This is a genomic window from Sphingomonas sp. AC449, assembly GCF_979253475.1.
In genome coordinates this window covers 23,163-36,633 of the sequence record NZ_CEEDCZ010000004.1, presented here as the reverse complement: position 1 = coordinate 36,633, position 13,471 = coordinate 23,163, and the positions used below count along the sequence as shown (strand labels likewise).

14 protein-coding genes are annotated in these 13,471 nt (G+C 66.4%); 10 read left to right on the top strand and 4 right to left on the bottom strand.

Features of this window, described 5'->3' with window-relative positions:
• The first annotated feature begins 11 nt into the window (after positions 1-11).
• From AC0CH3_RS08880 to AC0CH3_RS08860, 5 genes are all read left to right on the top strand, one after another.
• Entirely contained in the window at positions 12-353 is a 342-nt protein-coding gene (locus AC0CH3_RS08880) for a hypothetical protein (protein WP_056020361.1), read from the top strand.
• Between the two features lie 76 nt (positions 354-429).
• The gene (locus AC0CH3_RS08875) at positions 430-1,080 is read left to right on the top strand and encodes a hypothetical protein (RefSeq protein ID WP_354303175.1); all 651 of its coding nucleotides are present in this window, start codon (positions 430-432) and stop codon (positions 1,078-1,080) included.
• 258 nt (positions 1,081-1,338) lie between these two features.
• Positions 1,339-2,004: an outer membrane protein gene (locus AC0CH3_RS08870; RefSeq protein ID WP_056020366.1), complete on the top strand. Its 666-nt coding sequence runs from the start codon at positions 1,339-1,341 to the stop codon at positions 2,002-2,004.
• A gap of 250 nt (positions 2,005-2,254) precedes the next feature.
• Entirely contained in the window at positions 2,255-3,061 is an 807-nt protein-coding gene (locus AC0CH3_RS08865) for a thermonuclease family protein (RefSeq protein ID WP_354303173.1), read from the top strand.
• 230 nt (positions 3,062-3,291) lie between these two features.
• Positions 3,292-3,564: a type II toxin-antitoxin system RelE/ParE family toxin gene (locus AC0CH3_RS08860; protein ID WP_354303171.1), complete on the top strand. Its 273-nt coding sequence runs from the start codon at positions 3,292-3,294 to the stop codon at positions 3,562-3,564.
• Positions 3,565-4,325: 761 nt separating this feature from the next.
• Here AC0CH3_RS08860 and AC0CH3_RS08855 read toward each other — a convergent pair.
• From AC0CH3_RS08855 to AC0CH3_RS08845, 3 genes are read right to left on the bottom strand one after another with little or no spacing between them, the layout of a single operon-like run.
• A complete protein-coding gene (locus AC0CH3_RS08855) occupies positions 4,326-5,381 on the bottom strand; it encodes a ribonucleotide-diphosphate reductase subunit beta (protein ID WP_465237784.1) in 1,056 nt (351 codons plus the stop codon).
• 36 nt (positions 5,382-5,417) lie between these two features.
• Positions 5,418-5,693 (bottom strand): hypothetical protein, encoded by a 276-nt coding sequence (locus AC0CH3_RS08850; RefSeq protein ID WP_056020382.1) that lies wholly within the window; start codon positions 5,691-5,693, stop codon positions 5,418-5,420.
• 10 nt (positions 5,694-5,703) lie between these two features.
• Positions 5,704-5,907 (bottom strand): hypothetical protein, encoded by a 204-nt coding sequence (locus AC0CH3_RS08845; protein ID WP_056020385.1) that lies wholly within the window; start codon positions 5,905-5,907, stop codon positions 5,704-5,706.
• Positions 5,908-5,963: 56 nt separating this feature from the next.
• Between AC0CH3_RS08845 and AC0CH3_RS08840 the strand changes: the two genes are divergently transcribed.
• Entirely contained in the window at positions 5,964-6,212 is a 249-nt protein-coding gene (locus AC0CH3_RS08840; protein WP_056020388.1) for a DUF2171 domain-containing protein, read from the top strand.
• A gap of 457 nt (positions 6,213-6,669) precedes the next feature.
• Here the strand turns inward: AC0CH3_RS08840 and nhaA are convergent, their stop codons facing one another.
• Positions 6,670-8,070: a Na+/H+ antiporter NhaA gene (gene nhaA, locus AC0CH3_RS08835; RefSeq protein ID WP_354303166.1), complete on the bottom strand. Its 1,401-nt coding sequence runs from the start codon at positions 8,068-8,070 to the stop codon at positions 6,670-6,672.
• 114 nt (positions 8,071-8,184) lie between these two features.
• Here nhaA and AC0CH3_RS08830 point away from each other — a divergent pair, with 114 nt between their 5' ends.
• The 4 genes from AC0CH3_RS08830 (at position 8,185) to AC0CH3_RS08815 (ending at position 13,455) form a co-directional block, all read left to right on the top strand.
• Complete coding sequence (locus AC0CH3_RS08830) at positions 8,185-8,787, top strand: hypothetical protein (protein ID WP_354303164.1); 603 nt, start codon at positions 8,185-8,187, stop codon at positions 8,785-8,787.
• 82 nt (positions 8,788-8,869) lie between these two features.
• Positions 8,870-9,073 (top strand): DUF5818 domain-containing protein, encoded by a 204-nt coding sequence (locus tag AC0CH3_RS08825; protein WP_056020395.1) that lies wholly within the window; start codon positions 8,870-8,872, stop codon positions 9,071-9,073.
• Positions 9,074-9,184: 111 nt separating this feature from the next.
• Positions 9,185-10,993: a DUF885 domain-containing protein gene (locus AC0CH3_RS08820; RefSeq protein WP_354303162.1), complete on the top strand. Its 1,809-nt coding sequence runs from the start codon at positions 9,185-9,187 to the stop codon at positions 10,991-10,993.
• Between the two features lie 194 nt (positions 10,994-11,187).
• A complete protein-coding gene (locus AC0CH3_RS08815; protein ID WP_465237783.1) occupies positions 11,188-13,455 on the top strand; it encodes a GAF domain-containing hybrid sensor histidine kinase/response regulator in 2,268 nt (755 codons plus the stop codon).
• Positions 13,456-13,471 lie beyond the last annotated feature (16 nt).

The window sequence follows — 13,471 nt, the reverse complement described above, 5'->3', positions numbered from 1 at the left end:
GGAGCGAGAACATGGGCGGACACCAGATTCCCGGCATGGGCACGGGCGACGACGGGTATGACGAGGAAGGCTATGACGAGAGCCAGCGCGCCGAGATCCTCGAGGCGACGCGCAACGGCCCCGTCGACGGCGCGATCATGACCGATCTCAACCCCGATCTCGGCGACGACGATGCGGAGAGCGAGTCGATCGACGATCTCGACATGGATTCCGAAGAGGTTGGCGAGATCGACAGCAGCGTGTCGATGGACGAGGCGGACACGGATGAGGATGACGTCCAGGACGAACTGGACGACGGCAGCATCGACGATGACGAGCTCGACGACAGCGACGACGTCGCGTTGAAGCCCTGATCCCCCATTTTTCAATCGGCGGTGGCGCAGCGACGATCCCCGCGCCGCCGACCACGCTTCTTTATCGGAGCACAGTATGCGTACGGCGATCGTGAGCCGCCTCAACAGGCTGGCGTGGCGGCTTGGGCCCTGTGTGGTGCTGGCGACGCTCGGCGGATGTTCGGGCGGCTCGAACAGCGCCGCGCAGAAGGATGTCGACGTGACCGCAGCAGCGGCGCGGGCGCAGGCGGACATCGCCAACTACGCCGCGGTGAGCACCGTCGTGCACCCTGCGGCGCGACAGCCAACCGTGTCGGCCGCCGCCGCCGACATGATGCCCGAAGCCGCCCAGAAGGTCGTCCGCACCTATTTCCGGATGATAGCGCGGCACGACTATGCCGCGGCACGCGACCTGTGGGTCGATGACGGTCGCGCAAGCGGACTGGATCAATCCGCCTTCACCGCCGGCTATGCCCGTTTCTCACGCTACCACGCGCAGGTCGGAGCGCCCGGCAGCGTCAGCGCGGGGATCGGCGAGGTCCATGTCGCGGTGCCTGTCGAGGTGATGGGGACATTATCCGATGGCCAGCCCAAGCGTCTGCGCGGGACGGTTATGCTGCAGCGCACCAACGACGGAATCGAGACATCCGACGTGGAAGACCATCTCTGGCGAATCGAATCGACCAGCGTCGACCCGTCGATGCCGCCCGCCGCCCGACCACCGCAGGATCGCGCGCAACGCCGCTAAGTCCTTGCAACCCGCGGTCCACAGTCATGCCGGATCGCCGCCATGTTTCGGCCACATCGGCCTCGCTTTCGACCCGGTTGGTTCATCAGACTGTCAGGAACCGTTGCCCGGATGCCACAGCGCGGTTCAGTTCCACATTTCTGCTCTCGGCAGTGCAACATTTTCGTCATAGGCCGGTTTGGAGGGACCTGGAGTTAAGCGGGTCCCGGAGGGTCCTGGACAGCCGGACCCAGAACGAAACAAAAAGGTCTTTCGAATATGCGTAAGCTTTCCATCGCACTCGCCGTTGCCGCCGCAGCGCTTGCTGCCCCAGCATTCGCGCAGGACATGTCCGCTCCCGCCCCCACCGACAACAGCGCAGCACCCGGCGAAGCCGCTGCTCCGGACGGCTCGAAGGCGTTCGGTATCGAGCCGTATTTCGGCGTCATGGGCGGCTGGGAGCAGTTCGACAACGAGCGCGGCCACGGCATTCCGCAGGCACTGAACGCCAACGGCACGCTGCGCACCGGCTACAAGCCATCGGGTTCGCTCGTTCAGGGCGTTCTGGGCGTCAACGTTCCGCTGGGCCCGGTCTTCGTCGGTGCTGAAGGCAACGTGATCAAGGGTATCGATGGCAACATCGATTGGCAGTATGGCGCCGCTGGCCGTTTCGGCTTCCGCGCTGGTGACAGCGGCCTGATCTACGGCAAGGTCGGCTACCAGTGGGTCAACTTCGACCATTTCTCGGGCCGGTCGAACACCGTCGAGAACACCAACCGCGACTACAGCGCGATCACCTACGGCATCGGCGCAGAAGTCGGTCCGCAGAGCATCGGCCTGAAGGGCATCACGGGCAACGCAGGCTTCCGCATCCGCGCCGAGGTCAACACCTTCGGCGACGCGCAGAGCTTCCGTCCGATGCTCGGTATCGTGACGCACTTCTAAGCTTCGGCTGGAATTGTTCGAAAGGGGCGGGGCGCGACACAGGTCGCGCCCCGCCTTTTTTTGTGCGCAAAGCCCGTGACGTCGCGCCGGGCCGCGCCACCGTGACGCGGACCGGAACGAAGCCGGGACGGGACGGGAACGCCGCATTGCTGCGTTCCCGATGCGTTCTGGCGTGTTTCCGACTCCGCTCGGCGCAACCGGGTAGTCGATGCCAGTGACATCGACTCGCGCGCGCGTAGGCGCGGGGGCGATGGAGTATGTGTTTGATTTCATGCGTTTGCTCGGCGGAGATCGCGCCGGAGGCGGGCGTGCGAGTGGTGCGCGCCGACGCGGCGGGGTCAGCATCGCGCTACAGCTCCGGCTGGTGTTCTACGGCGTGCTGCTCGGGCTGATGATGCCAGTGATCCGCCAGATCGACTGGTCCGCGCTCGTACCGCCAGGGGTGCGGATCGACTGGCCGAGCGGGTTCGGGATCGCCTGGCCCGCGGGCGGGCTGCACGTCCCCGGCGGCTGGGGCCGGGCGAAGGACGCTGCGGTCGCTGCGGCGCCGTCGGTCTCGGGTATCACCGCAGGCGCGGCCGCGGCGGGGGCCGCGGCAGCCGGCGTGGCGGGGCGCGCGGTGGCGGCGGGAAGCGGGGCCGGCAACGGTGATGGCATTGGCGGTGCCGGCCTTAGCGGTGAGGGCCTCGGCGGTGGCGGCAAGACGGTGACCGCCCGCTTCACGATCTGCGGCCATGGCAAGCGGATCACCTGCATGGTCGATGGCGACACTTTCTGGCTGCGCGGCACCAAGGTCCGGATCGCCGACATCGACACTCCCGAAACGCATCCGCCGCGCTGCAAGGCCGAAGCGCGCGCGGGGAAGGCGGCGACGCTCAAGATGCAGGCGATGCTGAACGCGGGGCCGTTCACGCTGGTCCCGATCAAGCGCGACGTCGACCGCTACGGCCGCAAGCTGCGCATCGTCGAGCGCGACGGGGTGTCGCTGGGAGCGGCGCTCGTCCGCCACGGCCTCGCGCGGCATTATGGCGGCGGGAAGCGGTCGCCCTGGTGTTGAGGGGGCGTGAGGCCGCTTTTCGGACGACTTGTTTTGGCGTAACGTCGCGACGATGACCCGCGATAAGGCCCTGTTCGAAACCAGTGACCCTGCCGCGGAAGCGGAGGCCGATGCGCGTGCCGACTCCGATGTGCGTCATGGACGGACGATCAGCCATGATGCCGTGAAAAAGTGGCTCTCGTCATGGAACACCACCCGGCCGTTACCTCGCCCACGCGTTGGCGAGTAGGTTGCGCATCGTCTGGACGGACGATGCGGTCGCCAATCTGGAGGCGATCTTCACATATGTTTCGGCGTTCAACCCAGCCGCTGCCGGTGCCTTGGCCAACCGCTTGATCGCAGTTGCCGATAGTCTGGCGACATTTCCGCATCGCGGCCGCGATGTTGGCGGCGGGCGGCGGGAGATGACGACGGTCTGGCCGTATATCCTGCGCTATCGGGTGGACGGCGATACCCTGATCATCCTGCGGGTGCGGCATGGGGCCCGTGATGAGGAAGAATGAGCGCGGTGGCTAGTGGACGGCCGGTCGAGCGTGGCTGCGAGAAAAGGAAGTCGACTAAGATCGAGCGCAGGTTGGCGTAGAGGGGATTGCGGCGCCATGATCTTCGACGAAGAGGTGCCGCCCGATCTGTTCAGCTAACTGGCAAGAAGTCGCAGGCTCGTTACACTGCCCATTTTCGCCCTATCCGACCCCGTCATGGCGGACTTCGGAAGAAAGCAGCGTGCAGACTCTTAGATTAATTCAAGTGCCTACACGCTGCATTCTGCAGTTTTCCGCTTAGCGAACTTGTGCCCAGCGCTTAGCTTTTCTGGTTCTGCGACAGGACAGACGCGGCGAGAATGCGAGCTTGTGCGGGAGTTGCCCTCGCACCACCCAGCACTTTACCAGCGATTGAGGACGGGCCTTTGCCGCTGTCGCGGGGCGGGCCTTTGCCGCCTGATTTTTTAGCCATAGATATACGTATCCTAAAATTGACGGTTTCGTCATGGTTGGATATGTATGGCCCCGGCATGACGGCCGAGGCCTGCCGGTTTAACCGGCTAGTTTCTTAATATCGCCGTCACGCTAGCACCTGCCTTTCTAATAGTTGGTCTGGAGCTTAAAATCCGGTGCGGGGGAGGTGCGAACTCCCCCGTCCGGGCCGTCTGAGTCGGCCGAAGCCGGCCCATTCTCGTGCGGGGACTGGTCCCCTGAAATCCTTCACATATGCCGGTTGGCGGCAGTGGCAGTTAGCTTGATACTAACTCCCACTGCCGTGCGGCTTACTCTGCCGCCACGCCGACAGCCGAGAACATGTCGCGGCTGTCGCTGATGTCCTCGTTGGCGACCGGGCCCTTCTTTGCGGTCTGGCGCTTGTCGAACGAGTCCCAGACGTCGTTCCACTGGCCCTTGGTGGCGGCCTTCGAATATTCGGTGGCGCGCTGTTCGAAGAAGTTGGCGTGCTCGACGCCGTTGAGCATCGGCGCGAGCCACGGCAGCGGGTGCTCGTCGATCATGTAGATCGGCTTGAGGCCGAGCTGCGTCATGCGCCAGTCGGCGATGAAGCGGATGTACTTCTTGATCTCCTTGGGGGTCATGCCGTTGACCGGGCCCATCTCGAACGCGAGATCGATGAAATTGTCCTCGAGGCGGATCGTCGTCTGGCAGACGTCGGCGATGTCGTCCTTGACCGCCTTGGTGAGGCACTGACGCTCATGGCAGAAGGTGTGGAACATCTTGATGATGCCCTCGCAGTGCAGGCTCTCGTCGCGGATCGACCAGGTGACGATCTGGCCCATGCCCTTCATCTTGTTGAAGCGCGGGAAGTTCATCAGCATCGCGAACGACGCGAACAGCTGGACGCCCTCGGTGAAGCCGCCGAACATGGCGAGCGTGCGCGCGATGTCCTGGTCGTTCTCGACGCCGAAATTCTGCATGTAATCATGCTTTTCCTTCATCTCGGCATATTCGAGGAAGGCGCCGTACTCGCTCTCGGGCATGCCGATCGTGTCGAGCAGATGGCTGTAGGCGGCGATGTGGACCGTCTCCATGTTGCTGAACGAGGTCAGCATCATCTTGATCTCGGTCGGCTTGAACACGCGGCCGTACTTCTCGTGGTAGCAATCCTGCACCTCGACATCGGCCTGCGTGAAGAAGCGGAAGATCTGCGTCAGCAGGTTGCGCTCGTGGTCGCTGAGCTTCTGCGCCCAGTCGCGGCAATCCTCGCCCAAGGGGACTTCCTCGGGGAGCCAGTGGAGCTGCTGCTGGCGCTTCCAGAACTCGAACGCCCAGGGGTATTCGAACGGCTTGTACTGCTTGGAGGCGTGAAGGAGGGACATGGGATACTCCGAGAGAAACTGAAGATTATGAGCGAATTAGAAGCGGCTTGAACTGACGATCACGACGACGAGGAAGAGGATCGACGCGACCGGCGCGGCGATCATCAGCACGCGACCGCGCTGGCGGATCCTGGCGAGATCCATCGCGCCGGGGTTCCAGCCGGGGGTAGGGCCCCAGACGGTCCCGCCGAGGAACTCGCCCGACCATGGATTATGGTCGAGCCGGCTCCAGTGGCGGCCGATCATCATGTTCGCGGCGCAGATGCCCGCGACCGCGAGGATCAGCACGGCGGTGTTCATCGACATGTTCATGACCGGCGCATCACGGTTCGATGCTCCACTGCCACATCGCACCCGCGGACATTGCGAGCACGACCGCGGCCGATGTCAGCATGATGCCGATCATCCGGAACGCATAGACCTGTTGCTGCGTGACGTCGGTGCGGCGCAGGCGGAGCAGCAGGACGGTGCCGACCAGCCCCAGCACGCCCGCGACGACGAACATGATTGCGCTGCCATAGGTCATGCGACCAAGTTCCTCGACGTGCGTTCAGCACCCGACTCACACGCAGGAGATAGACCATGGTCGATGCAAGCCAGATCAAGGAACATGCCGAAGTCATCGGCGCGGACGGCGTCCATGTCGGAACCGTCGATCACGTCGATGGCGACCGCATCAAGCTGACCAAGAACGATTCGCCGCAGTCCGAGGACGGGCAGGGCGCGAAGCATCACTACATCTCGCTCGGCCTGGTCGCCGAAGTCGAAGGCGACAAGGTTCGCCTCAGCGCGACGGGCGCGAACGCGATCAATTTCGAAGAAAGCGAGTAAGGCGGCGCGGCATGCTCCCGCCGGGGGCATGCCGGACCGATTATTCCGTCGCGAGACGCGCGTCTCGGCAAGGGCGTTCCGGAGCAGTCCGGGGCGCCCTTTTGCGTAGAGCCTGACACGGACCGACGCGCGCTGACGCGGCGAAGCGATGCGAATCGCGACCGGGTTGGCGTCGGCAAGGCGGCGCCCCGACCGGCCCGCGAATCGCGGTAGGGAAGTGACGGAAAACTGCGGGATGCTGCGCATGTCGTCTCCGTCCTTGCTACGCGCTACCGGTGCCGTTTGGCGGTTTCTGCGGTGGCATCCGTCTACATGATCGGACGGGCTTTCGCTATCCTGTTTCTTTTTCGTTCGGCGACTTGAACCCAACGGGTAGTGCTGAAAGGCGGGTGGCGGCACTAGATAGGCGATGTTCGCGGCATCGCGGGTTTCGGCCGAAATACCCGTTCGCGGCAGCTCAGGACGGTGCGTCCTCGGCGGCGGCGGAGCGCAGGATCACATAGCCGATGACCGCCGACACGACCGACGCACCGAGGATCGCCAGCGACGCCATCTCCGTCCTCTGCGTATCGGGAAAGGCGAGATTGGCAATGAACAGCGAGATGGTGAAGCCGATTCCCGACAGCGCGCCGACACCCAGCACCATCCGCCATGTCACGCCGTCGGGACGCTGCGCCGCACCCGTCGTCACCGCGAGCCATGTCGCCAGCAGGAAGCCCAGTGGCTTGCCCAGCGCAAGCCCGGCGAACACGCCCATCCCGAGCAGCGATCCCGCCGCGTCCGACAGCAGGTCGGTCGAGAAATGGATCCGGACGGCGGACAGCGCGAACAGCGGCAGGACGACATACGACACCCAGGGGTTGAGCGTCTGGACGAGCCGTTCGGCGGGTTCGTCCGTCGCCTGGGCCATTTCCTCGATATAGCCGAGCTGCTTCTGCGCGGATGCCGTCGGCGCGCCCTCGTCGTCGCCGGGCTCCGCCCCATCCTTGGTCCTTGCCGCCGCGACGGCGCGCTTGAACCGGTCGATCGGCTCCTGGACGCGGTCGGCGAAGCGATCCTCGGACAGCCGCGAGCGCGTCGGTGACAGCAGCCCCAGCATGACCCCGGCGATCGTCGCGTGGATGCCCGACGCATAGGTCGCCGCCCATACGATCAACCCGAGTAGGACATAGGGGATCGGCGAGACGAGCCGGAGCCGCAGCAGCGCGAAGATCGCGGCATAGGCCAGCACCGCGGTGGTCACCATGCGGATGTCGATCGCCTCGGTATAGGCGGTGGCGATCACGAGCAGGCCGCCGACATCGTCGATCGCGGCAAAGGCGAGCAGCACCGCGCGCAGCGACGCGGGCAGACGGGTGGCGAACATGCCGATGATCGCCAGCGCGAACGCGGTATCCGAGGTGATCACCGTACCCCAGCCGCTCGCGGTATCGGTGCCGTGGTTGAACGCGAGATAGACGGCGACGGGCATGAGTATCCCGCCGATCGCGCCTGCCAGCGGGAAGGTCGCGGTGCGGATCGTCGAGAGCGACCCCTTGGTGAATTCGCGTTTCACCTCGGCGCCGATGATCAGGAAGAACAACGGTAACAGCGCCTCGTCGACCCAGTCGGCCAGCGGATGCGCCGCGCGGAACGTCCCCAGACGGATCTCGAGGACATTGTCCCAAAGCGCCTCATAGCCATGCGCCAGCGGCGAATTGGTGCAGACGAGCGCGATGATCGTCGCGATCAGCAACGGGCCGCCGACCACCTGGTCGGCCGCAAAGAACGGGGCGATCCGGTGCAGAAACGACGCGGCAACGGGCGAATGATGCGCACGCGCGGCAAGCTTGCCGGACAATCGGGGGGTCAGTGACATGGGGTTCCTAATCGCGGCGGTCAGGCCTGCGCTTTCGTGCTCAACGGAGGAACGACCCCGTGGTATCCCTTGGCTGTCTGCGCGCGGCTGTGCGCAGAGCGGGGTCCGGGATCGATGGCGCGTGTGACGAAACTGAAGGTGTACCGGACGGTCGCGGGATTCCACGACGCCTATGTCGCCGCGCCGAGCCAGAAGGCGGCGCTCGAGGCATGGGGCAGCGACCGCGACCTGTTCGCGCGGGGTATCGCCGAACTGGTCACCGACCCGGCGCTGACCGCCGAACCGCTGGCCGCGCCGGGCACCGTCGTGAAGCGGTCGCGCGGCACCACCGCCGAACAGATTGCGGCGCTGCCCGATCCGCAGCCAGACACACCGGAGCGCGATGCCTCGACGGGCAGAGCGCGCGCAAAAATGCCATCGCCCGGCTCGGCCGGGGCGAAGTCCAAATCCCCGCCCAAACCTCCGCCTCGTGCAAAGCCCAATCCGAAGCCGAGCGGAACCGCGCTCGATGCTGCCGAAGAGACGCTGGCGGCGGTCAAGGCGGACTATGCGGGACGCGCGCGCGCGCTGGCGGCACGCGAGGCGGCGCTGACACGCGAACGCCGGGCGTTCGACCGCGACCGGGCGGCGGCGCTCGACGCGGCGCAGACGGTACGCGACGACGCGCAGGCGCGCTATGATGCGGCGCTGCGGACGTGGCGGGCGGCGCGGGGATAGGGCGGGCCGGCGGTTTCGCGCCGCGGCACGTCTTGCACTGCGGGGATGGACCGCTATCGGGCAGGACGATGAAGGACATGCCATGACGACTATCGGGACCAAGGTCGACGAGACCGGCACGCTGATCCGCGACGGCGGCGCATTCTTCCTGCGTCGCGACCTGGGCGGCCGGTATCAGCTCGAGCTGCAGCGGACGCCGGTCGATCTTGTTGAGAAGCGCGTGCGGCTGGTCGGGACGCTGGTGGCGCCCGATCTCGTCAATGCCGATGGCGTCGCGCCGGCCTGAGCGATCACCGACGGCCTGGTTTCGGCCGCGCGGGTGCATGACGGGTGGACCCCCCGACCGACGATGCTACACCGCAGCCCTGGTCCCGGAGACCGGCACAGGGAGAAAAGCATGCATCGTCGTCGTTTCCTCGCAAGCGCGGCTGCCGCGTCGGTTCTGGGTGCGCTGCCGATGCGCGCAGGCGCAGCCGCGGGCGGCCGGGATGCCGCGCTCCGAACGATGCTCGACCGGTTCTTCTATGCGCGGCTCGACGAATCTCCCGAACAGGCGACACGTCTCGGGCTCGACACGGGAAGCCGCATCGCGCTGAGGGCGAAACTCGACGACCAGTCCGCGACCGGGCGTGCGCGTGAACTGGCGCGCGCGAAGGCCGAGCTCGCCGAACTCACGGCGTTCGGGACGCAAGGACTGTCGCGCGACGCGGCGCTCGACCACGAGATCGTGACCTATCAGCTCAGCCGCGCGACCGCCGGCGCCGCGCGCTTCACCTATGGCAGCAGCCTCGGCCGGTACGCGCCCTATGTCCTGAGCCAGCTGACCGGGCCGTACCGCGACGTTCCCGATTTCCTCGAATCGCAGGCGCGGGTGCGCGATGCGAGCGAGGCCGACGCCTATCTCGCGCGGCTCGCGGCGTTCCCCAAGGCGATCGACGACAGCAGCGAGCAACAGCGCAGCGACGCCGCACGCGGCGTGTTCGCGCCTGACTACATCCTCGACACGACGCTGAAACAGCTTGCCAGCGCAATGGAGGGCCCCGCGGATCGCACCGTGATGGTGACGAGCTTCGCCGCCAAGCTGAAGGCGGCGAACCTGCCCGCGGACCGCGTCGCCAAGGCGACCACGATCGTCGAGCGCGACGTGTTCCCCGCGCTGGAGCGGCAGCGCGCGCTGGTGGCAGGGTTGCGCACCAAGGCGGTCCATGACGCGGGATGCTGGCGGCTTCCCGATGGCGACGCCTATTATGCGGCGGCGGCGGAAGCGGCCACGACGGTGGCGATGACGGGGGACGAAATCCACCGGCTCGGTCTGGCGCAGGTCGCCGAGATCGGCGCGCGGATCGACACGATCCTGAAAGCGCAGGGCATGAGCCAGGGCTCGGTCGGCGATCGCCTCGTCGCGCTCAACAAGCGCCCCGACCAGTTATACCCCAATACCGATCCGGGCCGTGACGCGCTGCTCGCGCAGCTCAACCGCCAGATCGCGGCGATGCAGGCGCGTTTGCCCGAAGCGTTCAACACGTTGCCAAAGGCCCCCGTCGAGGTCCGTCGCGTGCCGCCGACGATCCAGGCGGGCGCGCCGGGCGGCTATTATCAGAACGCGTCGCTCGATGGGTCGCGACCGGCGATCTACTACATCAACCTGCGCGACACGTTCGACCGGCCCAAATTCGGGCTGGCGACGCTGACTCACCACGAAGCCGTGCCGGGGCACCATCTGCAGGTCAGCGTCGCGCTCGAGAGCACGCAGATTCCACTGATCCGGCGGCGCGGGTTCTTCAGCGGCTATTCGGAAGGCTGGGCGCTCTATGCCGAACAGCTCGCCGACGAGATGGGGATGTATGACGGCGATCCGCTGGGGCAGGTCGGCTATCTCCAGTCGCTGCTGTTCCGCGCGACGCGGCTGGTGGTCGACAGCGGCATGCACGCCAAGCGCTGGAGCCGCGAAAAGGCGACCGATTATCTGATCGCGACGACGGGGATCGCGCGCGGCCGCAGCCAGGGCGAGATCGATCGCTATACGGTCTGGCCCGGGCAGGCGTGCAGCTACAAGATCGGCCATACGATGTGGACGCGGCTGCGTGCCGAGGCGCAGAAAAAGCCCGGCTATACGCTCAAGGGCTTCCACGACATCCTGGCAAAGGGCGCGATGCCGCTCGCGATCCTCGAACGCGTGGTGCAGCGGGGCGATATCACCACGTGACATCGTGTCGCATGGCGCCGCACACCGAGCCCTGGCGGATAGCGATGTCAGATTGCGCATCGGATCATTGATCGACGTCAAGGCGCTGGGCTATCTGGCGTCGCAAGACCGCGGTGGCGGAAGTGCGTGTGGCAGTAGCCGGGGGGATCGTTCGTTCCGCCTGTCCGTTCGCTGTCGGTCGAAACGGGATGATGGTGGACACGGTGTTTGAGCGGACGGCGTTTTTGGGAGAGGCGGGACCGCTTGCCGTGCTGATCGGCGCGCGGGATTGGTCCGCCACGTCGCTGGGGCCGATCGAGTCCTGGCCGCAGCATCTGAAAACCGCGGTGTCGATCATCCTTCGGGCGCCGGTGCCGATGGCGCTGTTATGGGGTGAGGACGGTGTCCTGCTCTACAATGAGCGATACGCCGACATCGCGCAGGACAAGCATCCGGCGATCCTCGGCATGCCCGTGCGCGCGGCATGGCCCGAGGCACACGCATTCAACGACCATGTCGTGCGGGCCTGCATGGCGGGCGAGACGCTGAGCTATGCGCGGCAGGAAATGACGCTGTATCGGAACGGGCAGCCCGGCCTCGTCTATCTCGACCTCAATTATTCGCCCGTGCTCGACGGCAGCGGCATGCCGGCGGGGGCGCTGGCGGTGGTGGTCGAGACGACCGACGCGGTGCTGGCCGAGCGCAGCCTGCGCTGGGAGACGCATACGCTCGAGACGCTCAACGTCACGGGGGCGGCGCTCGCGGCCGAGCTCGAGCTGGAGCCGCTGATCCAGATGGTGACCGATGCCGGGGTCAAGCTGACGGGCGCGCAATTCGGCGCGTATTTCCACAATCTGATGGACGAGACCGGCGAGCGGCTGCACCTGTTCACGCTGGCGGGGGCGGAGCGGTCCGCGTTCGAGGCGCTGGGTCGTCCGCGTGCGACCGCGGTGTTCGGCCCGACCTTTCGCAACGAGGGCGTGATCCGGTCGGACGATATCCGCGCCGATCCGCGTTACGGGCAGAGCGCGCCGCATTACGGGATGCCGCCCGGGCATCTGCCGGTGCGCAGTTACCTGTCCGTCCCCGTCACGTCGCGGTCGGGGATCGTGCTGGGCGGGCTGTTGTTCGGCCATTCCGAGGTCGCGCGGTTCAATGAACGCCACGAGCGACTGCTTGTCGGCGTGGCCGCACAGGCGGCGATCGCGATCGACAATGCCCGGCTTTTCAAGGCGGTGCAGGACGTCAACGATACGCTCGAACAGCGCGTCATCGAGCGTACGGTCGAGCTGACCGAGGCGCACGAGGCGCTGCGCCAGGCACAGAAGATGGAGACGCTCGGCCAGCTGACCGGGGGGATCGCGCATGACTTCAACAATCTGCTGACGGTGATCCGCGGCTCGGCGGACCTGCTGAAGCGCCCCGATTTGAGCGAGGATCGCCGCAACCGCTATGTCGCGGCGATCGCCGACACCGCGGACCGCGCCGCCAAGCTGACCAACCAGTTGCTCGCCTTCGCGCGGCGATCGTCGCTGACGCCCGAGATCCTCGACGTCGGCGCCGTGGTGCGCGGGATGACCGACATGCTGTCGACGCTGTCGGGGTCGTTCATCGCGATCGAGATCGCGCTTGCCGAGACCCCCTGTTTTGCCAACGCCGATGCGAGCCAGCTCGAGACCGCGATCGTCAATCTGGCCGTCAATGCGCGCGATGCGATGGCCGGTCGCGGTGCGCTGACGATCCGCGTCGACCGCGCCGACGCGATCCCCGCGGTGCGCGGGCACGAGGTCCGGGTGGGCGACTTCGTGACGATCGCGGTCAGCGATACCGGCAGCGGGATCGACCCGGCGCATATCGACCACATCTTCGAGCCGTTCTTCACGTCGAAGGCGATCGGCCACGGCACCGGCCTGGGGCTGTCGCAGGTGTTCGGATTCGTCAAGCAATCCGGCGGCGAGGTGATCGTCGAGAGCCTGCCGGGCGCGGGCGCGACGTTCGTCCTCTACCTGCCCCGCCAGCCGATCGGCCTGCCCGAGACGTTGCGCGGTTCGGTGCCCGCGCCCGAGGCCGGCGGCCCGATCCGCGTTCTGGTCGTCGAGGACAATCCCGATGTCGGCCGCTTCGCGATCTCGGCACTGTCCGATCTGGGGCATGACGTCGTCTTTGCGGGGCATGCCGAGGAGGCGTTGCAGCTCCTCGCGGCGGCGATGCCCCCCATCGAGGTGGTCTTCTCCGACGTGATGATGCCCGGCATGAACGGCGTCGAGCTCGGCCGGCATATCCGGCGGCATTTTCCCGCCGCGCGCGTCCTGCTGACCAGCGGATATAGCGACGTGATTTCGAAGGAAGGCGCGCATGGCTTTGCGCTGCTGCGCAAACCCTATTCGATGGCCGAACTCGCCGAGGCGCTGCGCGGGATCATCGGGACCGGGATGGATGGCAGTCCTCCGGCGGCCGCCGCCGCTGGCGAATGGCCGGCCTGACGATCGCCCGGATCGC